The sequence below is a fragment of the Thalassospira sp. CH_XMU1420-2 genome (assembly GCF_037029325.1).
In the GTDB taxonomy this organism is placed as follows: domain Bacteria; phylum Pseudomonadota; class Alphaproteobacteria; order Rhodospirillales; family Thalassospiraceae; genus Thalassospira; species Thalassospira povalilytica.
This window is the reverse complement of sequence record NZ_JAYMEG010000003.1, coordinates 204,265-230,181: the sequence shown is the minus strand read 5'-3', so window position 1 is coordinate 230,181 and position 25,917 is coordinate 204,265. Positions and strand designations below refer to the sequence as shown.

Sequence of the window (25,917 nt, the reverse complement as noted above, 5' to 3'; positions counted from 1 at the left end):
CGGTTTGGTCACCTGCCCGGTCCGCTTCGCCCTCGTTCCCTGACCGCCCCTGCATCGCGGTTTTTTTTCCAATTCCGGGCCAAGCCCCTGACTGCAACACGTTTGGAAATTTCGGGCATAAAAAAACGGGCGACCGTTCTGGCCGCCCGTTTTGATATCCGTTACCGGATCAAATCATATCAGATCAGTTGCTGACCCATGCGATACGCAGGATGTTGGTCGCCCCCGGGGTGCCGAACGGAACACCGGCGGTAATCACCAGAGAATCACCCGGTCCGGCGAATTCTTCGCGCTGGGCAACTTCACAGGCAATGCCGACCATTTCGGCAAAGTTGGTCGCATCACGGGTAAAGACCGGATGCACGCCCCAGCACAGCGCCAGACGACGTGCGGTCTGAATCCGCGGCGTCAGGCCAAGGATCTGCACTTCCGGACGCTCACGCGCGGCACGGAATGCGGTTGAACCCGACGTGGTATAGTTGACAACCGCCTTGGAACCGATGGTTTTTGCCACCTGACGGGCCGCCGCACTGATCGCATCCGGTGCGTTGTGTTCCGGATCCGGACGGTTGGCGTCACGCATGCGGAAATACAGCTCGTCCTGTTCCACACGCACCAGAATACGGTCCATGATCGAAACGGTTTCAAGCGGGTATTTACCAACCGCACTTTCTGCTGACAGCATCACGGCATCGGCACCGTCATAGATCGCGGTGGCAACGTCGGATGCTTCGGCGCGGGTCGGTGCCGGGTTGGATACCATCGAATCAAGCATCTGGGTCGCGACAATCACCGGCTTGCCGGCCTCGCGGCAGGCCTTGATGATGCGTTTCTGCAGAATCGGCACATCTTCGGGCGGGCATTCAACGCCAAGGTCACCACGGGCGACCATCACCATGTCAGACAGATCGACGATCTCGTCGAGATGCTCGATTGCCTGTGGCTTTTCGAGCTTGGAAACGATCGCGGCACGACCCTGAATGATCTTGCGGGCTTCGGCGACATCTTCCGGGCGCTGCACGAATGACAGGGCGACAAAATCAACGCCCATCTCAAGACCATATACCAGATCGGCACGGTCCTTTTCGGTCAGCGGCGACAATGGCAACATCACATCGGGAAGATTGACACCCTTGCGGTTCGAAAGCGGACCACCGGTGATCACGGTACATTCGGCTGACTTGTCATCGCATTTTTCAACGCGCATGCGCAGCTTGCCATCGTCAAGCAACAGGTTCGCACCCGGCTTCAATGCGGCATAGACCTCGGGATGCGGCAAGGAGACGCGCTTATTGGTGCCCGGGGTCTTCTCCATATCAAAGGTGAAGGTATCGCCGGCTTCGAGTTCGACCTTTTCATCGGCAAAGGTGCCAACACGGATCTTCGGCCCCTGAAGGTCCATCAGAATTCCGATCGGACGGCCGAGCTTTTCTTCGACCGCGCGGATGGCTTCGAACCGGGCCAGATGTTCAGCGTGTTCCCCGTGCGAAAAGTTCAGGCGAAATACATCGACGCCCGACTTTACGATTTTCTCAAGGATTTCTGGCTTGGAACTCGCCGGCCCCAGGGTCGCGATGATTTTCGCCTTACGTTGACGGCGCATCGGCTACTACCTCTTGTTATTTGGTTTACACGTGAGCCCTGCCGCTTCGGCCTGCATCTGCGGCGAGGCGTCAAGGCGTCCTGATCTTTTTCTGGGGGTAACCCCTTAATAGTCAATCAGCCCCTATTTGAACAGGGGCTTTTCATTAAATGCCTTTACAAAAATGTGATTTTTCACTGGACAATTACAAGAAGCCCCCTCTTAAAAGGTAACCGGACACGCATCCGGGCAATGGGCAATCACCTGTCGATTGCCGCTTTTCAGTGACGCAAACAGGGCTTCTTTCGATGAGCAAATGGCACCACCGTTTTCTGGGCCTCGCCGCCCACATCGCAGACTGGTCAAAAGACCGCAGCACCCAGGTCGGTGCCGTTGTCATCGGCCCGAAAAAGGAAATCCGCGCAGTCGGCTATAACGGATTCCCGCGCGGCGTCGATGACGAAGTCGAAAGCCGCCATCAGCGTCCTGAAAAATACGCCTATACCGAACATGCCGAACGCAATGCCATTTATAATGCAAGCTATACCGGCACATCCCTTGATGGCTGTTCGCTGTATGTGACCCATTTTCCATGTTGCGACTGTGCGCGCGCCATTATCCAGGCCGGCATCGCCGAGGTTTTCGTCGATAAAACCAAACTGACCGCCGATTTTCTGGAACGCTGGGAACAGGATATGAAAATCTCGACCGAGATGTTCGAGGAATCCGGCGTTGCCGTGCAAGTCATTGATGATGATGGCACAACCGAACCGATGAAATAATCTATCAGCCCCTTTACTATTGCCCAAAGCCCCCAATATGGTGGGCGTGCAACTCGGGTACGAGCACCAATAAAAAAAAGACTATCGCGCTTTCTGTTCACAACCAGCGGCTGGTCCGGCGTCAGTATTTGTCAGATTCTCGGGGCTTCTCACGGGCGGTTTGACCTTGCTGGAAACCAGACAAAGGTATAAGGGTTTATACAACAGCAACCGAATTGATTTGCTGCTGTTGGTCCCTGAACAGCGACGCATTTCGTGATGATGCTCAGGAAACGAGGCCGGATGAACGCGAAAATCGACTTTAGTAAAATCAGTTTTCTGATCGTTGACGGGGACAAGATTTCAGCTCAAGTAGTGTACGACACGCTGGCCTATCTCGGCGCCAGTCACATTCAGCGCGTAAAGACACCGAATGACGCGTTTGATGTTCTGCGCAGTGAAAAGATTGATATCGTTGTGTGCGAATGGCGACTCCGGGGCATGGATGGCCTTGAATTCCTTGACGTCATGCGCAATTCGACCAATTCGCCCAACAGGTTCATTCCTGTGATTATGCTGACTGCACATTCGGAACACCGTTACGTGACCACTGCACGTGACCTTGGCATTACGGAATTTCTTGCCAAGCCCTTCAATGCCAAGGCACTTTATAGCCGACTGGTGTCGGTGATCGCGCGGCCCAGACGTTTCATCAATACCGGAACGTATTTCGGCCCCGACCGTCGCCGCAGACAGGTCCAGTTCGACGGCCCTGACCGAAGGAGCCTTGACGAATGACCCATTATGACTGGGGAAGCGGAGCAATCGTGAAACCGGAAGAGCCTATGAAAAAGAAGAATGTTCAGATCATCCCCGCACAGACTGACCTGAAGCGGCGGGCTGTCAACTTCGTCAAGGGCTTTGACATAAATCTGTCGCCTGAACAGCTCGAAGAGCTGGAAAAAGTCGTGCAGCGCAGCTCGGAAACCTTTGTGCGTGATATCGGCAAGGATCTGATGGATTGCCGCCGCATGATCATTCAGGCGCTTGGCGACAAAACCAAACGCCAGGATGCGGTTGCGACCAGCTCCGACCTTGCCTATTCGGTCAAGGCGCTTGGTGGCACCTTCCAGTATCCGCTGATGACGCAGATCGCCAAATCGATGGAAAACTTCGTGGCGGACCGCACCACCGCCAATGAAAAACAGCTGCTGGTCATCCAGCTGCATATCGACTCACTCTATGTCATTCTTGCGGGCCGCGTGACCGGCTTTGGCTCGACCGTTGAACAGGCAACTGTTGCGGCCCTGACCAAACTCGCCGAACGCTACGAACAGCCTCGCGAATAGGCTTCTGGAGACGCAACCTTCATGTTTGCGTTTCCGCCTTTCTGATCCCGATCCGAATATCCCTGCCTGATCCCGTCCGTTGCGCCCCGTATCGCGGCACCATGACGTCTGCCTGCATGCCGGAATGCCCGATACAACGGAACCCTGACGCTTCTCAATCACGGCGGGTTTCTACCCACAGAAGAAACGACAAAGAAATTTGAAATTCCGGTCAAAAACCGCTTGCGCCCCCATGGGGTGGCTGCTAAAAACCGCGCCACACACCATGCGGGTGTAGCTCAGTTGGTTAGAGCGCCGGCCTGTCACGCCGGAGGCCGCGGGTTCAAGTCCCGTCACTCGCGCCATTCCCTCCCAATGGGAATGACATTCAAAAAAGCACCACGGTTCATCCGCTGGTGCTTTTTTGTTTTTATCCCCGATACAAACGCACTGCTCCCACCTCCCCTTACCATCCGGTGGTCAGACCAGTGGCAATTTCCCGCCGCCATCACGATCATCAATCTTGATTTTTCTGCCCCCGGGTTTGTTTTGGCCAACTTTTCGGACTTGGCCCTGGCACTGCGCGTTGATCGGGTCTGGGCCCAGTACAGACGGCCACCATCGGTCATATAAGCAGGCATCTGACGGGGCTGATAAAACCGCGCACAACCTTTTGATATCTGGCATTTTTTCCCGATCGGGATCGCCGGTCTTATACGACTGTCCTTTTTTTGCAAAAAAGCCCTTGCCAGACTGAACCGCCCCTTATATAAACCGCGCCACACACCATGCGGGTGTAGCTCAGTTGGTTAGAGCGCCGGCCTGTCACGCCGGAGGCCGCGGGTTCAAGTCCCGTCACTCGCGCCATTCCCTCCCAATGGGAATGACATTCAAAAAAGCACCACGGTTTATCCGCTGGTGCTTTTTTGTTTTCGGCTCAAAGCCGCGCCAAAACGGCACTTTCCGGTGGCATTATTTTTCTTTGAAAAATCTGACAAAAAGCCCTTGCCAGACCGGACCACCCCTTATATAAACCGCGCCACACACCATGCGGGTGTAGCTCAGTTGGTTAGAGCGCCGGCCTGTCACGCCGGAGGCCGCGGGTTCAAGTCCCGTCACTCGCGCCATTCTCTCCCAATGGGAATGACATTCAAAAAAGCACCACGGTTTATCCGCTGGTGCTTTTTTGTTTTATTCCTCTTTTTTCTCCGTCTTTGCTTTCGCTGTGCGGTCACACCGCATCGCGGGCAAAACCACCTCCCCGACGCCATCCTGACGGTCACAACCACATTTGCGTGTAACAACTGCGCAATAATTCAACCTTTATACGAAAATCCCGCAACAAATTTCGGAATTGATCAGTTTTGGGGCAATCCTGACCGTCTGGTCATTGATTAATCGTATAAATTATGCTCAGCTTCGCAGGCATTTAGCGAAAAACTTGCAGGCCGCCCCACTTTGGGCTTGTAGGCATTGACCGCGATCCGTCGCGCTGACCCATTGGCGTCTCGCCTGCGGATTGTTGTTTGATTGTCTATCGGTCTTCGCCTTGGCCTGCAGTCCCACAACAACAAAACGGGAGGCGCATCATGCGCAAACTAATCGCAGGGCTGGTCATGGGGACCGCGCTCGCTACCATGCCGTTGGCGGCACAGGCTGAAACGCCGAAAAACGCACTTGTGATGGCAAACGCCATCGACGACATGATCACACTCGATCCTGCCGGTATGTTCGAGTTTTCTGCCCTTGAATATGAAGGCAACACCTATGACCGTCTGATTACCTTTGACAACGAAGACGTTTCAAAGATTTCCGGTCAGGTCGCAGAAAGCTGGGACATTTCGGAAGACGGCAAAACCTTCACCTTCCACATCCGCAAAGGCATCAAATTCGCGTCGGGCAATGACCTGACCGCAGAAGACGCTGCCTTCTCGCTTCAGCGCGTGATCCTGATTGACGGTTCACCGGCATTCATTCTTGGCCAGTTCGGCCTGACGCCTGAAAACGTCAAGGACAAGATCCGCGTCATTGATGACTACACCTTCTCGATGGAAGTCGATCAGCCATACGCGCCGAGCTTCGTTCTCTACTGCCTGACCGCTGGCGTTGGTGCAGTTGTCGACAAGAAACTCGTCCTCGAACATGAAGTCGATGGCGACCTTGGCGCAGAATGGATGAAAACCAACTATGCCGGTTCCGGTCCGTTCAAGCTGAACAAATGGACCCCGGGCGAAACACTTAGCCTGACCGCCAACGAAGATTACTGGGACGGCGCGCCAGCAATGAAGCGCGTCATCATCCGTAACGTCAAGGAAGCCGCCTCCCAGCAGCTCCTGCTTGAAAAAGGCGACATTGATATCGCCCGCAACCTTGAAGCTGACCAGATTGCGGCCATTTCCGGCAACGCAGATCTGAAAGTCATGCCGAAGGGCAAAGGCGCTCTGTGGTATCTCGGCCTGTCCCAGAAAAACGAATATCTGTCCAAGCCGAAAGTCCGCGAAGCTCTGAAATACCTCGTCGATTACAAGGGTATTTCCGAAACCATCATGGCTGGTCGCGCTCAGACCCATCAGGCATTCCTGCCCGAAGGTTTCCTTGGCGCCTATAACGAAAACCCCTACAGCCTCGATATCGAAAAAGCCAAATCGCTTCTTGCCGAAGCAGGCCTTGCTGACGGTTTTTCCGTAACCATGGACACCCGTAACACGACCGCTGTTATGGCGATGGCCCAGTCGATCCAGGCCACCTGGTCGCAGGCTGGCATCAATCTGGAAATCATTCCGGGTGACAACAAACAGACCCTGACCAAATACCGCGCCCGCCAGCACGATATCTATATCGGTCGCTGGGGCCCGGATTATCAGGATCCGCACACCAACGCATCCACCTTTGCCTGGAACCCGGACAATTCCGACGATGCATCGGCCAAGCCGCTGGCATGGCGTAACTCTTGGAACCCCGGCAGCCTGACCGAAGAAACAGATGCCGCGATCCTTGAGCGTGACAACGCGAAACGCGAAGCGATGTATATCGAACTTCAGAAAAAAGTTCTGGCTGATGGTCCGTTCGTGATCATGTTCCAGGAAACTGAAATTGCGTCCATGCGCGGTAACGTGAACAACTTCGTTCTCGGCCCGTCATTCGACACCAACTACTATCGTTTTGTCACCAAAGACTAAGGAGACAACGGTCGTAATGTCCGCTGTTACACGCAAACAACGGGACGGGCGCAAACGCGCCCGTCTCATTTCAGGCAAGGCAGGAAGCCTCCTGCGGATTGTCTTCTCGCTCGCCATCACCTTTTTCGGCCTGCTGCTTGTCACCTTCCTGATCGGTCGCGTTTTGCCCATCGATCCGGTTCTGGCTGCAGTCGGCGATCGTGCCCCCCAGGAAGTCTATGACCGCGTCCGCGAAGAAATGGGCCTCAATCTGCCGCTTTGGCAGCAATTCTTTATGTATATTGCGAATGTCCTGCAGGGGGATTTCGGCAAATCGGTTTTGACATCGAATGCCGTCCTTGATGACATTAAACGTGTTTTCCCGGCGACCCTGGAACTGGCAACCATTGCCACCGTCATTGGTGTTACCCTTGGCATTCCCGCGGGCGTTTTCGCCGCGATCAACAAGGGTAAATGGCCGGACCATGTCGTACGCGTGATCGGTCTTGCCGGTTATTCCATGCCGATCTTCTGGCTCGGTCTGATGGGGCTTCTGGTCTTTTACATGAAGCTCGACTGGGTCGCAGGCCCCGGACGTCTGGACGCCTTTTATATCGACTTTATCGAGCCAACTACCGGCCTGATGCTGATTGATACCCTGATCGAAGGCGACATGGACCTGTTCTGGAATGCGGTATCCCATATCATTCTGCCCGCGTCGATCCTTGCCTATTTCTCGTTGGCCTATATTGCCCGCATGACCCGGTCCTTCATGCTCGAACAGCTTAGTCAGGAATATATCCTGACCGCCCGGGTCAAAGGCATTTCCGAACATCGCATCATCTGGCGTCACGCGCTTGGCAATGTCATGGTGCCTCTGGTGACCGTGATTGCGCTGTCTTATGCCAACCTGCTCGAAGGTTCGGTTCTGACCGAAATCATCTTTGCCTGGCCGGGACTTGGTCTTTACATCACCAACTCGCTGCTCAATGCCGATATGAACGCGGTTCTTGGCGGCACGGTTGTCGTTGGCGCGGTCTTTATCGGCGTGAACATGCTGTCTGACGTGCTTTACCGCCTGCTCGATCCCAGAGCGCGGAGATAATCATGAATACACAAACAACCATCTCCAAACCGGGCCTGAAACAGTGGCTGACTTCCGATACTCCCCGCTCGCGACTTCAGGCAAAATGCGGCCGCGCGTGGCTGGGCTGGATCAAATTCACCGAAAACAAGCTGGCCATGATCGGGCTTTCGATTGTCATCGGCCTGATCCTTGTCACCATTTTTGCGCCCCTTCTGGCCCCCTATGATCCGCTTGCTGCCGACCTTGCCAACCGCATTCAGCCCCCCGGGGCCGATCACTGGTTCGGCACCGATCAGCTGGGCCGTGATATTCTGTCGCGTCTGATTTACGGCGCGCAATATACCCTGCTGATTGTCGGCCTTGTTGCCATTACCGCCGCCCCGCTTGGCCTTCTGGTCGGCACCGCGGCCGGTTTCTTTGGCGGCTGGGTTGATGCGACATTGATGCGCATCACCGATATCTTTCTGGCCTTCCCAAAACTGATCCTGGCACTGGCCTTTGTCTCGGCCCTTGGCCCGGGGCTTGAAAATGCCATTCTGGCAATTGCGATTACCGCCTGGCCGCCCTATGCCCGTATCGCACGTGCTGAAACCATCACGGTGCGCAAATCCGACTTCATCGAAGCCGCCCGCCTTCAGGGCACCTCGAATATGGGTCTGATCATCGGCCATATCATGCCGATGTGCATGAGCTCGCTGGTCGTCCGCGTTACCCTTGATATGGCGGGCATGATCCTGATTGCCGCCGGTCTTGGCTTCCTTGGTCTTGGGGCACAGCCGCCAATGCCCGAATGGGGTGCGATGGTCTCGGACGGTCGTCAGTTCCTGCTCGAACAATGGTGGGTTGCCACGGTTCCCGGTATTGCCATTTTCGTCGTCAGCCTTGGCTTCAACCTTCTGGGTGATGGCCTGCGTGATGTTCTTGATCCGCGTGGAGGGGATTGATCATGTCAAACGACCCCCTTTTGAACGTCAAAAACCTCAAGGTCACCTTCAACACCCCCAAGGGTGAGGTCAATGCCGTGCGCGGTGTGTCCTTCAGCCTCGGGCGGGAACGCCTCGGGATTGTCGGGGAATCCGGTTCGGGCAAGTCCCAGACCGGGCGGGCCATTCTTGGCCTGACGGCGGCAAATGGTCGCATCACCGCAGACGAGCTTAAATTCCACGATGTCGACCTGGCCAACCTGACGCCCAAACAATGGCGCAAGGTGCGGGGCGCGCGTATTTCCATGATCATGCAGGATCCGAAATACTCGCTCAACCCGGTCATGACCATTGGCGATCAGATCATCGAGGCCTATCGCGAACACCACAAGGTCAACGCCAGAGAAGCCCGTCATCGCGCCATTGATATGCTTGAAGCAGTCAAAATCCGCGATCCCGAACGCGTCTTCAATTCCTATCCGCACGAAGTTTCGGGCGGCATGGGACAGCGCGTGATGATCGCCATGATGCTGATCCCCGAACCCGAACTGATCATTGCCGATGAACCGACATCGGCCCTTGATGTCACGGTTCAGCTTCAGGTAATGGCAATTCTTGACGATCTGGTGCGCGATCGCGGCATGGCCCTTATTTTCATCAGCCATGACCTGCATCTGGTCTCAAGCTTCTGCGACCGGGTTCTGGTCATGTATCAGGGCCACGTGGTCGAAGAACTGGCCGCTTCTGCCCTGCACGAAGCCAAACATCCCTACACCAAGGGCCTTTTGAACTGCTTGCCGAAAATGGATGGCGATCAATCCGATCTGCCGATCCTTGAACGCGAAGCAAGCTGGGCAGAAGGATAAGAACCACAATGATTGAAATCAGCAAACTCAACGCATGGTTCGATGATCATCACGTTCTCAAGGACGTCGATATCTCTGTGCCTGCAAACGGATCATTCGGGCTGGTCGGGGAATCCGGATCGGGAAAATCAACGGTCCTGCGTACCATTACCGGCCTTGTTGACGACTGGGAAGGCAATATTCTGGTCAATAACAAGGAACTGGGCACCACCCGCGACAAAGCCTTTTATCGTCTTGTCCAGATGGTGTTTCAGGACCCGTTCGGATCGCTCCATCCGCGTCATACCATTGACCGCATCCTGACCGAACCGGTCAACATTCACGGTCTTGGCAATTCCGATAGCCGCGTGGTTGAGGCGCTTAAACAGGTCGGTCTGGATAACTCCTTCCGGTTCCGTTACCCGCATCAGCTTTCCGGCGGTCAACGTCAGCGCGTGGCAATTGCCCGCGCGCTGATCCTTGAACCCAAAGTGCTGTTGCTTGATGAACCGACATCGGCCCTTGATGTGTCCATTCAGGCCGAAGTGCTTAACCTTCTCAGCCGTTTGCGCCGGGATCTGGGCCTGACCTATATCATGGTCAGTCACGATCTCGCGGTTGTGGCCCATATGTGTGACGATATTGCCATCATGAACCATGGTCGCATTGTCGAACGCGCCACCGCCGGTCAACTTGCCGAAGGGTCGCTTGAACACCCCTACTCCCAACAGCTTTACAAAGCTGCTGGCGGCTATGATCGTGCTGTGGTTGACAGTTTTGTCGATTGGGATTGATCCGCCCTTTCACGTCGCCACACCAAACGAAGAAACGGGAACCTGTTTGAATGACGATTGCCACCAACCCATCGCGCCCGGCAACCTATCGCCCCAGCTTTACCTGGGATGCACATGCCTGCCTGCCTTTGGATGAAAAAACACCCGAAAGCCTTCTGGACGAATATGTGAAGGGCAACGTGGATTATGTCTGTGTCAATGTCGGCATGGACATGAACACCATCCCCCACATTCTGCGCGTCATTGCCGCCTTCCGCGCCAAGATCGCCGCCCATCCCGACAAATACATGCAGATCGACAGCTTTGACGATCTTGCCATCGCCAAGCAAAAAGGCCTGCTCGGCGTCGGCTTCGATCTGGAAGGCTCGGTCATGCTGCAAGACATGCCCGCAATGATCCCTGTCTTTGCCAGACTGGGGGTCAAGCAGATCCACTTTGCCTATAACCGCAACAACTCGGTCGCGGGCGGCTGTCACGATGTTGATATGCCCCTGACCGACCTTGGGGTGGAAATGGTCAAATCGGTCAATGCCAATGGCATGATCATGGATTGTTCCCATACCGGACGGCAAAGCTCGCTTGATATCATGCGGGTATCATCCAAACCGGTGGTCTTCAGCCACGCCAATCCCAAGGTTCTCGGCGGTCATGAACGCTGCGTTGATGATGAACAGATCAAGGCCTGTGCCGATACCGGCGGGGTTATCGGCATTTGCGGTTTCCAGCGTTTCATCAAATCGCCCAACGCCCCCGAAGTCCCCGATATGATCCGCCACATCAAATATGCGGTCGATCTGGTCGGTGTTGATCATGTCGGCATCGGGCTTGATACCATGCCCGAAGTTGCCGGCTGCAACGACTTCCCCGATGGCGTTGACCGTTCCTATTACTGGCCGGTCGCAAGCGGCTATGGCCCGGGCGCAGGCGGTGCTGCGGTATTTGACCCGAAAAAACTCCCTGCCCTTGCCGATGCCCTGATTGCAACCGGCTATTCGACCGATGATGTCGATAAAATCATGGGTGAAAACTTCATCCGTGTTGCCAAGGCAAGCTGGTAGCAGCCTTCGCGACCCTGCCAGTCGCCATAAATGACAAAGCCCCGCCCGAGTGTCTCAGGCGGGGCCTTTGTTTTCTGAAATGCGCGCTTTGGCTCAGACCTTGGCTTCGTCGGAGCGTACCGGACGCGGGCGGCCTTCGGCGTCGATGGCAACAAAGGTAAAGGTGGCCTCGGTGACCTTGATGCGTGGCGGCTGGTTGCGGCGCAGTACCCAGGCTTCGAGATGCAGAACGATTGATGTATTGCCGATCCGTTCGATATCGCCATACACGCAAACCGTATCACCGACATAAACCGGACGCAGGAAGGTCATGCCGTCAACCGCGACGGTTGCAATTCGGCCTTCGGCGATCTGGCTTGCCAGAACACCCCCGGCAATATCCATCTGCGACATCAGCCAGCCGCCAAAGATATCCCCGCTCGGGTTTGTATCGGCGGGCATTGCCAATGTCCGGGTACAAAGATCGCCACGCGGCATCGTATTGTCGCTGACGTGTGTTTGCTCATTCTCTGTCGCCATCGGGCTCACTCCTGTTTCGGGCACGTTGAAAAAAGACGTGCATATTTTTTTATTGGACCTCCCGGTCTCGGTTTTCTGCGCCGCAGCTTTAAAAATGTGATCTTTGGCAAAGACCACCACTTGCATTGGACTTGAAAACACATTTTTATGGTCCGTGCTAACCGACATGTGGCACGAACCATCGAACATATGGTACTCGTTTAGCGCCGAGGCATCCAACGCTCAATATCGATCAACAGATATGCGTTGTTGGACCTTGTTTTAACACAATAAAAGAAGTTGCGTTCCGGGGCATGACCGACCTTTTTGAAGATTCAAACCAATCCACAGACAAAGCCTATTCCGCCAAGGACATCGAGGTTCTCGAAGGCCTGGAGCCTGTGCGTCGCCGCCCCGGTATGTATATCGGCGGCACCGATGATGCGGCCCTGCACCATCTGGTCGCAGAGATCCTGGATAACTCCATGGACGAAGCGGTCGCTGGCCACGCGGACTGGATCGAACTGGAACTGAAACCGGACAATACCGTACTTGTCCGCGATAACGGCCGCGGTATTCCGACCGATCCGCATCCGAAGTTCCCCGACAAATCCGCCCTTGAAGTCATTCTGACCACCCTGCATTCCGGTGGTAAGTTTTCGGGCAAGGCCTATGAGACATCGGGCGGTTTGCACGGCGTGGGTATGTCTGTCGTGAACGCCCTGACCGAGAAATTCCGGGTTGAGGTCTGCCGCGATCGCAAAATGGTATTCCAGGAATATTCCCGCGGTGTGCCGCAGATGCCGCTTCAGGATGGCGGTGCGATCAATAACCGCCGCGGCACCACGGTCATTTTCAAACCCGATCCCGAGATTTTTGGCGCCCGCGCCAAACTCAAACCGGGCACCATCTTCCGCATGGCGCGGTCCAAGGCCTATCTCTATAAGGGCGTTGAAATCCGCTGGTCGGTTGATCCGTCGCTTTTGACAAGTGATGACCCGACCCCGCAGCAGGAAGTCCTGAAATTCCCGAACGGGATTCTCGACTATCTGGAAATGACGCTTGAGGGCCGCGAACTCGTCACCGAACGCCCGTTCGCCGGCGAAGCCAAATTTTCCGACAGTCCCGGACGTGTTGAATGGGCAATTGGCTGGCCCGAAAGCGGCGAAGGCTATTTCCATTCTTACTGTAACACCGTCCCGACCCCGCTTGGCGGCACGCACGAGGCCGGTTTCCGCTATGCCCTGACCAAGGCAATCAAAGCCTATGGCGACATGGTCGGTCAGAAAAAGGCCGCGGCCATCACTGCCGAAGACGTGTTTGGCGGCGGCTGCATCATGCTGTCGGTCTTTATTCCCGATCCGCAGTTCCAGGGTCAGACCAAGGAAAAGCTCGGCACCCAGAATGCTACCAAACTGGTTGAAACCGCGGTCCGCGACCATTTCGACCACTGGCTGACAGGGGACACCGAAAACGCCAAACGTCTGCTCGAACGCATCATCCTGCGCGCCGAGGAACGCCAGCGCCGCAAGGAGAAAAAGGAAACCAAACGTCAGTCGGCGACCCGCCGCCTGCGTCTGCCGGGTAAACTTGCCGACTGCTCGCGCTCAATTGCCGCTGGCACTGAAATCTTCCTGGTCGAGGGTGACTCGGCAGGTGGTTCTGCCAAGCAGGCCCGTGACCGTGAAACACAGGCCGTCCTGCCGCTGCGCGGTAAAATCCTGAACGTTGCCTCGGCCACCCGCGAAAAGATGATGGCCAACCAGGAAATCAAGGACATGATCGAGGCCTTTGGCTGCGGTTCCGGGTCCGATTTCCGCCTCAATGACCTGCGCTACGAACGCATCATCATCATGACCGATGCTGACGTTGACGGCGCGCATATCGCATCACTTCTGATGACCTTCTTCTATCAGGAAATGCCCGGTCTGATCGAAAGCGGCCATCTCTATCTGGCGATGCCGCCGCTTTATCGTCTGACGCAGGGCGGAAAATCGATCTATGCGATGGATGACGCCGAAAAGGAAGTCATCCTGAGCACCGAGTTCAAGAACCCGAACAAGGTCGAGATTTCCCGATTTAAAGGTCTGGGTGAAATGCCCCCGCAACAGCTGCGTGAAACCACGATGGCGCATAAAAAGCGGACATTGCTGCGTGTCACCCTGCCCGATGCGGCCGAACCCGATGAACGCGGCCAGACCAAGGACCTGGTCACCCGCCTGATGGGCAAGAAACCGGAACTGCGTTTCCAGTTCATTCAGGAACATGCCCGCTTCGTCGAAGATATCGACGTCTGATCGGCAAACCGATTGCGAAAAACCCGGCCAGTGTGCCGGGTTTTTTATTGGCCCCGCCACAGCATCGCCGCAAAAGCGCGCCTTAATGACCGTCATATCTTTCAGACCGGGTGATCACGCCTGCAATGTGATAGGCTATCTTGCCCGATAAGCTGTCAAAGGACTTGTCCAATGAACATGCGCGCATTTTCCCGTTTTTTGCCGACCGCGACCGGCACGGCGTTGCTTTTGCTTGGCGGGTGCAGTGCCGCCCTGATCGAAGCGCCCAATTACAAGGTCACCGAAGTCCACAGCTTCAAGACCACCGGCGCGCCAAGTCAGGTCATGCTGCTTGAAATCGTTGATCCGGCCAACAGCCTTCCGGCCAAAACATGGACCGATGCACTTTCCAATCACGGCTTTGCGCCGCGCCTGCGCTTTGTCACCGATCCCGCCGATATTTCGGCAAATGAAACCATCAAACCGGAAAACCGGCTGGTGGCTGTGGTCAACCCGTCGCAAAACACCTTTGGCGATGCGATCTGCACCAACCCGCAAACCGGCGGCATGGAACACATTTCTGATCGCCTGATTGTGCGGTTCGGCTTTTGCTCCGGCGATAATGTCATCTCTGAAACCCGGGCGCGTTTTGTGCCTGAAAACTTTGAAAGCCAGCTGTTTGCCAATGCCGACACGCTAAGCTACCAACTGTTCCCGCGCCATATCCGCAACAATGACGATGACCGTTTCTGCAGCCCGTTCCAGACGGTTTGCTGATCCGGGCTGCCTAAACAATCAGTCAGCGATCAACATGTTGGTGAGAACCGGTAATGCAAACGCACGCATCCGCGATCAAGCATTTGCGTACTGATCAATGTCGGACTGCTGCGAAAACCTGTCTGGGGGAAAAGCGGTTTTCCCCCACCCAGAATTTCGGGCATGACGTAAATTTCAATTTCGTCAAGCGCACCTCGTTCAATGAACGCCATTTGCAGCTTTCCACCGCCCAGCATCCAGACATCCCCATCATCAAAAGCACGAAGTTCGGCAATCAATGCGTCAACGTCACTTCGCACGTCAATATCCGCGACAGGATTATCAATCGGACGGGATGTAACCACAATTACCCGCTTTCCGTGATAAGGCCATTCCGATGGTTGGCGTGCAACAAAGTCGTAGGTTGCCCGCCCCATCACCAGGGTTTGAATGCGCTTGATGAACTTGTTGTAATCGTATTCACCAAGATCCATCCCGTCATATGCAAACAACCAATCGAGATTGTCATTTCTGTCCGCGATCATCCCGTCAAGACTGGTTGCGATATACCCAAGAATTCTTGCCATGACCAAATCTCCATTGATTTATAAATGAATATACGTTTATAAATAATCATGGCAAGAAACAAGACAATTCCCGACGATCAGGTGCTCGACACCATCTTTGAAACCGTGGTTGAAACCGGACCGTCAAACCTGACATTTGCCCGGGCATCAAAAGCCTGCGGTCTCTCACCGGCGACACTTGTGCAACGCTATGGCACGCGTGATGCTCTGCTCGTTGCAACATTGCTCCGGGCTTGGGACCGCCTAGATTCTGAAACGCATGCTGCGGATCAGGAAGAAGCACTTGCCCCCAATGGCGCAATCGAAATTCTACTGCGCCTGATGCCCCCGGAAACGGCAGACCGGGACAGCACCAACGGCTTGCTGGTTCTGCATGAAGACATTTGCAACCCGCAACTTCGCGCACGCGGCGCGGCTTGGGGACATCACCTTGCCGCAATCCTTGGCCGCCGCCTGTCAGACCACCCCGAAGAGGGAAAAAAGCTTGGCTGGCAAATGGCCAGCATATGGCAAGGAGCACATATATGGTGGGCTTTCACCCGTGAACAGCCAGCCGATCAGTCGATCCGGGCAACGCTCGAAGAATGGGTTGCCCGTAACATATAAAAATGCCGCCCTACCGTAAAAGAAGGTCAACCAAAGCACGGGCAAAAATCGCAGGCTGTTCAAGCGGCACATAATGCCCTGCCCCGGCGACTTCGTGATAATTTGCGTCGGCAATCCGGCTTGCCATATCCCGGTGGCTTTCCGGGCTGATCACCTGATCGGCTTCGCCTGACATCACACAGCTCGGGATATCAATCCTGGCAAGCGTCCCCTGACTGTCGGGGCGATGGGCAACCGCGATGCTTTGACGCAGAAAGACCTCCGCACCGGCCTGCTCGGCCATTTTGCCCAAAAGCCGGATCAAGGCGTCATTGCTGCGATTATCGGGATGGATCATCTCGTCAAGCAGCGTGTCATTGATTCCGACAAAACGCTGCGCGCGCCCGGCAATCCGGGCAAGAAGGACACGACGGCGTTTGACTGCCTCTGTATCGGCTGTTGCCCGGGTATTAACCAGCATCAGATGACTGACGCGTGCTTTCGCCTGACGCAGGATTTCAAAGGCGACATAGCCGCCCATCGACATCCCCACCAGCGCAAACCGGTCTGGCGCAGCATCAAGAACCGCGCGCGCCATCGCCGCCACACTGTCCTGATCAAACAGATCAAAATGAACCGGACGGATCGCAGGTTTGCCGTCCATTTCAACCCGGCCATAGGCCGCAATTGCCGGTTCCCACATCCGCTGATCGGCCAGCATTCCTGATAAAAACACAACGGGCACGCCATCCATGCCGGCGTGCCCGAAATCCTGATCCGGTCCGGATGTCATTTGATCAGCGCACTTAATTCCTTGAATTCCGGGGTGCCGGCAACGCGCAGCCATTCAAACATCACGCTTTCGCGGGTGACGATCTTTGCCCCGGCATCGCGCATGCGTTCAAGCCCGAAAATCTTGTCCTGGGTGCTGCGCGATGTCACCGCATCGGCAACCACATAGACCTCGCGTCCGCGTTCAAGAAGCTCCAGCACCGTCTGAAGCACACAAACATGGGTTTCCATACCGATCACCACCACCTGGTCACGGCCCGGATTTTCTTCCATTTTTTCGATAAAGCCGTCCGCCGGGATTGCCGAAAACGCCACCTTGGCAACCACATTGCCGCCATCGGCAACATCACCGGGTTTTTCCACCAGATCCAGAATGGGTTTTGCCGTATGGCCAAGCCCCTTGGGATATTGTTCGGTGACGATCACGGGCACGCCAAGCCGGTTGGCACATTTGATCAGGAAACAGCAATTGGCAATGATCTGTTCGGGCTCCTGACAAGCCGGATAAAGCTTTTCCTGAACATCGATAACCAGCAAACTTGCGCGTGTCGCATCCATCAGCACGGCTTTTCTCCCATGTGTGATTGTTATTTTGACAGGTTACGCTGCCAAATTGTTGCAAACAAGCCTCTCAACAGGGTGTTTATCGGTTTTCGAAGCGAATTTTGCGGCGTTTTTCTTGACTTAATTCAGGGTTAGCTTTACGACCCAAACTGATTTTTGCATATCCGCTTCACTTAACGCATTCTATTGCGGGAAAACGAACCATATGAATTTCGCCGATCTCGGTCTGAGCGAAGATATCCTCAAAGCCGTTGCAGACGCCGGCTACGACACCCCAACCCCGATCCAGGCTCAAGCTATCCCGTCGGTGCTGATGGCACGCGACATTCTGGGCTGTGCACAGACGGGCACGGGTAAAACGGCCAGCTTCACCCTGCCGATGCTTGATATCCTGCATCACGGCCGCGCGCGTATGCGTATGCCGCGTTCCATCATTCTGGAACCGACCCGCGAACTTGCGACCCAGGTTGCGGCAAACTTCGACACCTATGGCAAATACATGTCCCTGTCGAAGGCATTGATCATCGGGGGCGAGTCCGCCGCCGAACAGGGCAAAATCCTGGAAAAGGGCGCAGATGTCATCATCGCGACGCCAGGCCGCCTGATCGATACCTTTGAACGTGGCAAGCTGCTTCTGTCTGACTGCAAATTGCTGGTGATTGACGAAGCCGACCGTATGCTCGACATGGGCTTCATCCCCGACATCGAAAAGATCGTCAATATGCTGCCCAAGCAGCGCCAGACGCTTTTCTTCTCAGCGACCATGCCCAAGGAAATCCGTCGCCTTGCCGACAAATTCCTGTCCAATCCCAAGGAAATCACCGTCGCCCCGCCATCCAGCATGGCCGCAACGGTTGAACACAAACTTCTGGTCCTTGATGACTTTGACAAGCGCGAAGCACTTCGTCAGCTGATCCGCCAGGAAAATGTCAAAAACGCCTTTGTGTTCTGCAACCGCAAAAAAGACGTTGATATCCTTTACAAGTCGCTGACCAAGCACGGCTTCAATGCCGGGCGCATGCATGGCGACATGGCCCAAAGCGAACGTACCGAAACGCTGGCAAAGTTTAAATCGGGCGAGATCACCCTGCTGGTCTGCTCTGACGTTGCTGCGCGCGGGATCGATATCGCCGATGTTTCGCACGTCTTTAACTTCGACGTTCCGTTCAACGCCGAAGATTACGTCCACCGTACCGGTCGTACCGGTCGTGCGGGCCGCGATGGCAAGGCCTTCACCCTTGCCGTGCCCGAAGACGGCAAACTGGTCGCAGCCATCCACAAGACGATCAACAAAGACATTCCGCTGACCGAACTTGACGGCATTGAAACGCTTGAGCTGGACTTCACCGGCAAAAAACGGCGTAACAAGAAAAGCCGCAAGTCCAATACGCGTGATGACAAACCGGCCCGTTCGGCAAAATCAAATGACCGTGGCAATGGCGACACCGCCAAGGCACAGCCGGAAACCCCGGCCCAGCCCGCCGCCGCCAAGGATGCCGATCAGAACAAGGCCCCTGCCCGCGACACAAGGGGCAGCAATGAGCGCTTTGATCGCAATGACCGAAACGATCGCAGTGATCGCAACAATAACCGCAACCACCGGCGCGATCGCGATGACCGCGATGACAAGCCGGTCATCGGTTTTGGCGATCATGTTCCGTCCTTCCTGCTGACGGCGGTTCCGGCTTCAAGCCTTGGCAAAAAGCCTGAGGCAGAAGAAGAAGCACCGAAAAAGACCACCAAACGCAAAACCGCGACGAAATCGGCCGCCAAGTCTGACGCCAAGTCGGAAAAGACCACGCGTGCCAAATCGCCGCGTCGTAGCGCGAAAAAGAAAACCGATGACAAGCCGGCAGAAGAAGCTGCACCAACTGCGGTTGATGCACCGATCGACGCCCCGGTAGAAGCCAAAGCAGAGGCCAAAGCTGACGCCAAGACCGAAACCCCGGTCGAAGCAGACGCCGCACCGGCCCCGGCCAAGACCGCAGAAAAGAAACGCAGCCCTCGTCGCCCGCGCAAAAAAGCAGCCCCCAAGGCCGCCAGCAGCGACACCGCCGAAAGCACCGCGCCAGCATCAGAACCCGCTGCCCCGGCCACCAGCGAAGGCTAGGCTTGCGACATCCCCAAACAAAAGGCCGTCAGAACATTCTGACGGCCTTTTTTTCTGTCTGGAAACGGTGCCCGGCTTCTGTAATCAGACCGCGCGGAACAATCCGGTTGATGTCGGTTTTTCCGGGCGACGCTTACGCATCAGCTTCAGCATCGTTTCGATCGTGATCGACAACAGCGTCGCGTGGGTGATTTCCTCGATCTCGTCCATCACCAGCGACAGTGCCGCCCCGGCATTGGTATTTTGCACAATGCTGTTGGACGGGCCGGTGCCGACCTCCTCAAACAGCTGCACCACATCAAGAAGCGTCGTGCGCTTGGCATTGCCACAAAAACGATATCCGCCCCCGGCACCACGCACCGATTCAACAAGCCCCGCCCGACCAAGATCACGCAGAACCTTTGCCAGATGGTTGGTGGAAATATTGTACCGTTCGGCAATTTCGGACGCCGAAAGCTGACGGTCGGTATCTTCGGCCAGTTCAAGCACGGCATAGAGGGCAAACAGGGTTGCCTTTTGCAAGGACATCATGGCTTAGGCCCCCTCTTCCATATCGGTCTCAAGCTGGATGAACGGTCCGGCCATCATGCCCTGGGATCGGAAGAATGACATCAGGTCGGTGGCATCGCGCGGGATCATGGTGCGGACCTTGGTCACACCGGCCTTGCGGAAACACCGGCAGATTTCCTTATAAAGAATGGTGCCGATCCCGCCCATGCGCAGATCCGGCTCGACACTGACGGTACCGACCCAGCCACATGGCACGGAATTGAATTCCCACGACCGCACTTCACCGAAAATACAGCCCAGAAGCGTGCTGCCTTCTTCTGCAATCAGGAAAAATCGGGAATCCTTGCGGTTGCCATACCGGGTAAACAGATCGTCCCAATAATCAGGCTTGCGCAAACCTGTTGTCCGGTCATCCAGATCGACAACATTTGGCAGATCTTCAAGGACTGCCGGACGGATATTGATTTTATGCTCGCCAATCGTAACCAGGTTATATCCCGGTGCATTTTGCGCAGCGTCCACCTTGTATGCCTTTCAGTAACGTGGTTGGCCGTGCCAACCTCTCCCGGCGTCGGATCAGGAGAATAACCACAATCAAAATAAGTAAATTGGTACGATTATACTATACTGTTCAGACCGGGCACGGCAATGATAAGTTCCGCTGCAACTGCGAGCAGTCCGGCCCGTCTATGCCAAGCATTTCAAGGAACTGAAGGACATACTTGCATTCATCTGATCTTGCAAGCATCAAGCAGATGGCTGCTTTGGCTCTTTCACCTTTGTCATATACACAGACAGCCCGTAAAAAATGCGATGCGCGATCACGCAATCATTGACAGAAACCCGAAGTCATGGCTTATCGCGCAGCAGAAAATACTTACATCGGGCCTGAAATTTGGCAAATTGTAGCCCGCTGTTTATGACCCAAAGGAGTGTGGCACGCTATGGCGCGCAACGGATTCGACGCAATTGATCGCAAAATTCTTCGTGAAATTCAGGAAGACGGTCGCATTTCGATGGTCGAATTGGCTGACAAGGTCGGCCTGTCTGTTTCTCCCTGTCTGCGGCGTTTGCGCAAACTCGAAGAAAGCGGCGTGATCCGCAAATATGTTGCCCTGCTTGATCCGGCACATCTTCATCTTGGCGTGAATGTCTTTGTCACCGTCTCCCTGACCCAGCATGACGAACCGTCGCTCCGCCGCTTTGAAACCGCGGTCCAGGAACATCCGGAAATCGTCGATTGCTATGCCATGGTCGGCAATCAGGATTACATGATGCGCATCGTCGTGCCCGACCCCGCATCCTATCAGCGCTTCCTGTCCGAAGTGATGATGAAGCTTCCCGGTGTTGCCAACATGAAATCAAGCTTCACCCTGCATGAAGTCAAAAACAGCACCACCCTTCCGGTTTCCGACATCGACTGATCCTGATCCGTACACTTTTACCTACGCCGCCACCGGCCCCGCATCTGGATCATGGCCGGACAATTGTTTGCTCGACAATAGCGTCAAGTGGAAACGGGCCTTCAAAGTGTACCCAATGTTCATCGTCCTCAGGAAATGAAGGTTGGGAAACATACTCATTGATCCGATAAATGGTTGCCCCTGCTTCAATTAGCTTCTCAATCGAAATCGTCACAACTGTCCCAAAGGCATAACCTCCTTCGGGCAAATGCAACGCATACTTCCTCGCAATATCAAATTTTGGAGAAGTAGAGAGCCCACAAGTCGGCTGTCCGCAACCTCCAAACTCATGCGCATGAAGCAAGTTGTTAATTGAATGACCAGAAGAGAAATCAGGGTCTCCGCATTGCACCCTATCACCAAAACGGTCTTCTTCGGTGACTGTCCCGCACTCAGGCGCCATCTCTATCGGCATACTGGGCGCTGCAATTTCCATTGCTCGAAGCAGTTCCTTATCGCAGTTAAATCCCCGGTATAGGTACTTCATAATCGATCACACCTATTAGATTTAAAAACTAAAGCGGTGAATATCAGTTTACCCGCCGATCCGGGATAATGGTCGGGAACAGAACGGCCAGAGTCAGACCGCGCAACAGGAAAAAGGCGTTAAACGCCGCCCACAGCAAATGGTTGCTGTCCATCGCCACAGCCCCCCACGCCATCAGCGCATAAATCCCCACCGATACCAGCATCATGTTTCGCCAGTGCTTGGTCTGCATCGCCCCCAGAAACACCCCGTCAAACTGAAAGCCCAGAACCCCGGTAACCGGCAAAATGACCGCCCATAGCAAATAGGTATAGGACGCCTCGCGCACCTCGGGGATGCTGGTCAGGGCATCAATGATCCACGGGCCGGTCACGGCAAAGATCGCCGCCATACACACCGCTGATACAATCCCCCAGATCGTGGTCTTGCGTACCGCCCACAGGAACTGTTTGCGTCGCTCCGCCCCATAGGCCTGCCCGACAAGGGTTTCTGCGGCATGGGCAAAGCCATCAAGGGCAAAAGACCCGAACATCAAAAAGTTCTGCAACACCGCATTCGCGGCAAGGGTAACCTCGCCAAATCGGGCCGAGAAACTGGTAAACAGCGCAAAGGCCGATGTCAGCGCCATGGTGCGCACAAAGATATCACCATTGATCTTCATCAGCTTGGCAAGCTGCACCCGATCAAGAACCCCGATCCCGCGCCATGTGCCACCCAGACGTTTCAGGTGCGGCTGCATCAAAAACCAGCCCAGAACCACGCCGGAATAATCGGCAATCACCGTCGCGCCAGCCACCCCTTTGACGTCCCAGCCGAACCCTTGCACAAACAGGATATCAAGAACGATGTTCAGCGAGTTCAGCACCACCTGGAAAATGAACACCGCCCGGCTGTCGCGCATCGCAAGCAACCATCCCAGCATGCAATATTGCATCAATGTCGCCGGTGACGCCCAGATCCGCACATGGAAATAGTCCCGTGCGGCCGCCTCGACCGCCGGTGTTGGCGCAATCAATGACATCGCAAGCTCGATGATCGGCCATTGCAATATCATCACCGCAAGCCCGGCAGTCATGGCGATCAGGGCCGCGCGCGCAAACACCGCCCGCACCCCGTTGGGATCACGCCGGCCATAGGCCTGTGCCGCAAGCCCGGTGGTCGCCATGCGCAGGAAACCGAAACTCCAGAACACATAGGAAAAAATCAGCGCCCCGACCGCAACCGCACCAATATAGTGCGGGCTGTCAAGATGACCGACCACTGCCGTATCAACCGCGCCAAGCAACGGAACTGTGGCATTGGACAAAATGATCGGCAGGGTCAGTGACAGAACACGTCGATCCCCCTTGCCGAACCAGCGGCGCGTGCGGTTCATCTGGGCCTCGGAATTGGACTTGATTTGGGGCGTTTTGCCGAACAGTGCCGGCAACCGGAAGATTTCTTGTCGCACAGATTAAGGCAAGACAAAAGACGGGTTGTCATGACAACCACAGGCAAAAAATCCACATCGTTGAATTTTGTCCGACCTTGCACCTATCATTTTGCAATAATCGTATTTCATTTTTGTGACATCCGACGCGATTTTCGGAATACCAAATTCGCCAATGCGTAAAAATATCGACGCAACCATTTGATTTTCAATGACAAATAAAGTTTCACAATATCCACACTGGAAAAAAGGTCACTTTGCGAAAACCGATACCAACGGATAGATCATTCTTCAGATGATCGTAAAAATGGCGGTGGAATTATAAAAATTCGCCTATACCGGCCTTTCCATCCACACACTTATCCACAGGCTGATGATCCCGACCGGTTCGCGCACGCGAAACCCGATCTTCCCGAAACGGTCCCGGTTCCTTATCACCAGTCATCATCCATCCTGTTGCCATGACCAGCTTGATCTGGTTCCAACCATCCGGTCGTTGCCCTCACGCCTTTGCGGCCTTTGCAAAATTTCCGATCCGTGCAACTTTATTGCCAGCACAAAGGAAACCGGCATGTTTGATCTCACCAGTCTTCTGACCATTGCCATTGCCTTCTTCATTGCCGCGGCATCGCCGGGGCCGGCGACCCTTGCCGTTGCGACGGTCTCGATGCATTCCGGGCGAAAATCGGGCCTGCTTTTCGGGGCCGGACTTGCGCTCGGACTGGCCTTTTGGGGATTGGTGGCGGCAACCGGTCTTGGCGCGATCCTTCAGGCATCAAGCTACGCGCTCTCGGTTCTGAAGCTGGTCGGCGGGGCTTATCTTCTGTGGCTGGCATGGATGTCGGCCCGTTCTGCCATGGTCAAAGCCGATATGTCTGTGCCCCCCAAATCCACGCGTCACCCCGGCTTCCGCCACGGGCTGGTTCTCAACCTGTCCAATCCCAAGGCCGTGATTGCCTGGATGGCGGTTCTGGCACTTGGCCTTGATGATGGCGGGTCTACTGCCCAGGTGATGCTGGCAACCGGCACCTGCATGGTGCTGGGGCTTGCGATCTATATGCTCTATGCGCTGGTCTTTTCGACATCGGGGGCGATGGCGCTTTATCGCAAAACCCGGCGCTGGATCGATGGCGCGGTTGCCGGGCTGTTCGCAGCAGCCGGGATCGGTTTGATCCGCTCTGCCTTTGTAAAACAGTGATCATCTTTCCCCGCTGACTCGCTGAATTTGCCGAACTTGCCGCACCTTTAAGCGGGACAGCCCGCGCAGATCATCCTGTTTACGCCCTTCCGGCTCTTCCGCCATACCCTCTGCCGTGCCGCCCACTTGTCCGCCATATGTCAGCTTTCCAGTTGCATGCCTGCTGGCCCTCCATGCCCAAGAATTCCGCAAGATTTCCCGATATTTGCCCTGCACATGACCGACAGCGTGCCGGATCGCAAAAATAACTGGTGGTCAGCTGTCTGCATTGCTAATCAGGGGAAAAGGATTTTTCAGGAAAGTCATTATGAGCACTGATCATCTATTGTCTGGCCCGACACTGCCGGCGGCTTCGGGAACCTCCAAAAGCGTTGTGATCCTGCTGCACGGATATGGCGCGGATGGCAACGACCTGATCGGGCTGGCCCCGCATCTGGCGCGCGCCCTGCCTGACACCAGCTTCTATTCACCCAATGCGCCGTTCCCGTGCGAAATGTCGCCATTCGGTCGCCAATGGTTCAGCCTGGCCGAATATGATCCGGAATTCCTGCGCCGTGCGCCCGAAACCATGTCCGGTGCCCTTGCCGCCATGGCCGAAGGGGCCAATAAAAGCGCATCCTACGTCAATGACTTCATTGATCATGTCATGGAAACCCATGGCATTGGCGAAGACCGGATCGCACTGGTCGGCTTTTCGCAAGGCACCATGATGTCGCTGCAAACCGCCCCGCGCCGTACCAAACCGCTTGCCGGTGTGGTCGGTTTTTCCGGGGCACTTCTGGGCGATGGCGCCTTTGCCACCGATCTGAAATCGCGCCCGCCTGTCCTGCTGGTGCATGGCACCGCCGATCCGGTGGTCCCGATCGAGGCATCGCGCATCGCACGCGATACCCTGGCCGCCAACGGCATCGATGTCTCGTTGCATGAACGGCCGAACCTGCAACATGGTATCGACGAAGAAGGTCTGGGTCTCGCGCTTGAATTTTTGCGCAAACATCTCGGCTAAGACCGCTTCAAAACACAAAAAAATGCAAAAGCACCTGCTGTTAGACAGTCAGGTGCTTTTTTTATTGAAAACAGCCCCAACATATCCCCGGTTATCGCGCGGGTCTTGCCGGTGATTTCA

The 25,917-nt window shown here is 55.3% G+C and carries 24 protein-coding genes, 3 tRNA genes and 1 pseudogene; 19 read left to right on the top strand and 9 right to left on the bottom strand.

The window, feature by feature from the left end; genetic code table 11:
• Positions 1-184 precede the first annotated feature (184 nt).
• Positions 185-1,603 (bottom strand): pyruvate kinase, encoded by a 1,419-nt coding sequence (pyk, locus tag WA429_RS10700; RefSeq protein ID WP_287466023.1) that lies wholly within the window; start codon positions 1,601-1,603, stop codon positions 185-187.
• Positions 1,604-1,890: 287 nt separating this feature from the next.
• Between pyk and WA429_RS10695 the strand changes: the two genes are divergently transcribed.
• From WA429_RS10695 to WA429_RS10640, 12 genes are all read left to right on the top strand, one after another.
• Entirely contained in the window at positions 1,891-2,364 is a 474-nt protein-coding gene (locus tag WA429_RS10695) for a deoxycytidylate deaminase (RefSeq protein ID WP_068519227.1), read from the top strand.
• A gap of 282 nt (positions 2,365-2,646) precedes the next feature.
• A complete protein-coding gene (locus tag WA429_RS10690; RefSeq protein ID WP_068519226.1) occupies positions 2,647-3,141 on the top strand; it encodes a response regulator in 495 nt (164 codons plus the stop codon).
• 47 nt (positions 3,142-3,188) lie between these two features.
• Positions 3,189-3,692 carry a transcriptional regulator gene (locus tag WA429_RS10685; RefSeq protein WP_228195980.1) on the top strand — a complete coding sequence of 168 codons (504 nt, stop codon included), beginning with the start codon at positions 3,189-3,191 and terminating at the stop codon, positions 3,690-3,692.
• 267 nt (positions 3,693-3,959) lie between these two features.
• Positions 3,960-4,036: transfer RNA gene (locus WA429_RS10680), tRNA-Asp, on the top strand.
• 425 nt (positions 4,037-4,461) lie between these two features.
• Positions 4,462-4,538: transfer RNA gene (locus WA429_RS10675), tRNA-Asp, on the top strand.
• 183 nt (positions 4,539-4,721) lie between these two features.
• A tRNA-Asp gene (locus WA429_RS10670) sits at positions 4,722-4,798 on the top strand.
• 462 nt (positions 4,799-5,260) lie between these two features.
• Positions 5,261-6,850, top strand: coding sequence for an ABC transporter substrate-binding protein (locus tag WA429_RS10665; RefSeq protein WP_250283151.1), 1,590 nt, complete (start codon positions 5,261-5,263; stop codon positions 6,848-6,850).
• Positions 6,851-6,866: 16 nt separating this feature from the next.
• Positions 6,867-7,934 (top strand): ABC transporter permease, encoded by a 1,068-nt coding sequence (locus tag WA429_RS10660; RefSeq protein ID WP_250283149.1) that lies wholly within the window; start codon positions 6,867-6,869, stop codon positions 7,932-7,934.
• A gap of 2 nt (positions 7,935-7,936) precedes the next feature.
• On the top strand, positions 7,937-8,860 hold the full coding sequence (gene nikC, locus WA429_RS10655; RefSeq protein ID WP_068518413.1) for a nickel transporter permease: 924 nt from the start codon (positions 7,937-7,939) through the stop codon (positions 8,858-8,860).
• Positions 8,861-8,862: 2 nt separating this feature from the next.
• Complete coding sequence (locus WA429_RS10650; protein ID WP_101245994.1) at positions 8,863-9,705, top strand: ABC transporter ATP-binding protein; 843 nt, start codon at positions 8,863-8,865, stop codon at positions 9,703-9,705.
• A gap of 8 nt (positions 9,706-9,713) precedes the next feature.
• Positions 9,714-10,478, top strand: a complete 765-nt coding sequence (locus WA429_RS10645) for an ABC transporter ATP-binding protein (protein ID WP_068518415.1) — start codon at positions 9,714-9,716, stop codon at positions 10,476-10,478.
• Positions 10,479-10,528: 50 nt separating this feature from the next.
• The gene (locus WA429_RS10640) at positions 10,529-11,536 is read left to right on the top strand and encodes a dipeptidase (protein ID WP_101245993.1); all 1,008 of its coding nucleotides are present in this window, start codon (positions 10,529-10,531) and stop codon (positions 11,534-11,536) included.
• 93 nt (positions 11,537-11,629) lie between these two features.
• Here WA429_RS10640 and WA429_RS10635 read toward each other — a convergent pair whose 3' ends face one another.
• Positions 11,630-12,055, bottom strand: a complete 426-nt coding sequence (locus WA429_RS10635) for an acyl-CoA thioesterase (protein ID WP_068518417.1) — start codon at positions 12,053-12,055, stop codon at positions 11,630-11,632.
• A gap of 293 nt (positions 12,056-12,348) precedes the next feature.
• Here WA429_RS10635 and parE point away from each other — a divergent pair, with 293 nt between their 5' ends.
• Both parE and WA429_RS10625 read left to right on the top strand, forming a co-directional pair.
• On the top strand, positions 12,349-14,331 hold the full coding sequence (parE, locus tag WA429_RS10630; RefSeq protein WP_101245992.1) for a DNA topoisomerase IV subunit B: 1,983 nt from the start codon (positions 12,349-12,351) through the stop codon (positions 14,329-14,331).
• A 171-nt stretch (positions 14,332-14,502) separates the two neighbouring features.
• On the top strand, positions 14,503-15,087 hold the full coding sequence (locus WA429_RS10625; protein WP_206927407.1) for a hypothetical protein: 585 nt from the start codon (positions 14,503-14,505) through the stop codon (positions 15,085-15,087).
• Between the two features lie 95 nt (positions 15,088-15,182).
• Here WA429_RS10625 and WA429_RS10620 read toward each other — a convergent pair.
• Positions 15,183-15,653, bottom strand: a pseudogene (locus WA429_RS10620) (dihydrofolate reductase family protein); the annotation flags it as partial.
• 48 nt (positions 15,654-15,701) lie between these two features.
• Between WA429_RS10620 and WA429_RS10615 the strand changes: the two are divergent.
• Positions 15,702-16,259: a TetR/AcrR family transcriptional regulator gene (locus WA429_RS10615; protein WP_206927405.1), complete on the top strand. Its 558-nt coding sequence runs from the start codon at positions 15,702-15,704 to the stop codon at positions 16,257-16,259.
• Positions 16,260-16,269: 10 nt separating this feature from the next.
• On the opposite strand, the gene WA429_RS10610 is transcribed toward WA429_RS10615, so the two are convergent.
• Both WA429_RS10610 and WA429_RS10605 read right to left on the bottom strand, forming a co-directional pair.
• Positions 16,270-17,031 carry an alpha/beta fold hydrolase gene (locus WA429_RS10610; RefSeq protein WP_287466017.1) on the bottom strand — a complete coding sequence of 254 codons (762 nt, stop codon included), beginning with the start codon at positions 17,029-17,031 and terminating at the stop codon, positions 16,270-16,272.
• Complete coding sequence (locus WA429_RS10605) at positions 17,028-17,588, bottom strand: hydrolase (protein WP_068518423.1); 561 nt, start codon at positions 17,586-17,588, stop codon at positions 17,028-17,030. Before WA429_RS10605 ends, WA429_RS10610 begins: the two co-directional genes overlap by 4 nt.
• Positions 17,589-17,799: 211 nt before the next feature.
• On the opposite strand from WA429_RS10605, the gene WA429_RS10600 reads away from it, so the two are divergent.
• On the top strand, positions 17,800-19,704 hold the full coding sequence (locus WA429_RS10600; protein ID WP_287466015.1) for a DEAD/DEAH box helicase: 1,905 nt from the start codon (positions 17,800-17,802) through the stop codon (positions 19,702-19,704).
• Between the two features lie 84 nt (positions 19,705-19,788).
• Here the strand turns inward: WA429_RS10600 and WA429_RS10595 are convergent, their stop codons facing one another.
• Together WA429_RS10595 and WA429_RS10590 are read right to left on the bottom strand one after the other, a co-directional pair.
• Complete coding sequence (locus tag WA429_RS10595) at positions 19,789-20,235, bottom strand: Rrf2 family transcriptional regulator (protein ID WP_068518425.1); 447 nt, start codon at positions 20,233-20,235, stop codon at positions 19,789-19,791.
• 3 nt (positions 20,236-20,238) lie between these two features.
• Positions 20,239-20,736: a GNAT family N-acetyltransferase gene (locus WA429_RS10590; RefSeq protein ID WP_082817773.1), complete on the bottom strand. Its 498-nt coding sequence runs from the start codon at positions 20,734-20,736 to the stop codon at positions 20,239-20,241.
• A 422-nt stretch (positions 20,737-21,158) separates the two neighbouring features.
• Between WA429_RS10590 and WA429_RS10585 the strand changes: the two genes are divergently transcribed.
• On the top strand, positions 21,159-21,638 hold the full coding sequence (locus tag WA429_RS10585) for an Lrp/AsnC family transcriptional regulator (protein ID WP_068518426.1): 480 nt from the start codon (positions 21,159-21,161) through the stop codon (positions 21,636-21,638).
• A 49-nt stretch (positions 21,639-21,687) separates the two neighbouring features.
• Here the strand turns inward: WA429_RS10585 and WA429_RS10580 are convergent, their stop codons facing one another.
• Both WA429_RS10580 and WA429_RS10575 read right to left on the bottom strand, forming a co-directional pair.
• Complete coding sequence (locus WA429_RS10580; protein WP_287466014.1) at positions 21,688-22,113, bottom strand: hypothetical protein; 426 nt, start codon at positions 22,111-22,113, stop codon at positions 21,688-21,690.
• Positions 22,114-22,207: 94 nt separating this feature from the next.
• Positions 22,208-23,539 carry an MATE family efflux transporter gene (locus WA429_RS10575; RefSeq protein ID WP_287466012.1) on the bottom strand — a complete coding sequence of 444 codons (1,332 nt, stop codon included), beginning with the start codon at positions 23,537-23,539 and terminating at the stop codon, positions 22,208-22,210.
• A 625-nt stretch (positions 23,540-24,164) separates the two neighbouring features.
• Between WA429_RS10575 and WA429_RS10570 the strand changes: the two genes are divergently transcribed.
• On the top strand, positions 24,165-24,791 hold the full coding sequence (locus WA429_RS10570; RefSeq protein ID WP_206927401.1) for a LysE family translocator: 627 nt from the start codon (positions 24,165-24,167) through the stop codon (positions 24,789-24,791).
• Between the two features lie 307 nt (positions 24,792-25,098).
• Positions 25,099-25,797: an alpha/beta hydrolase gene (locus WA429_RS10565; RefSeq protein WP_287466011.1), complete on the top strand. Its 699-nt coding sequence runs from the start codon at positions 25,099-25,101 to the stop codon at positions 25,795-25,797.
• The last annotated feature ends 120 nt before the right edge of the window (positions 25,798-25,917 follow it).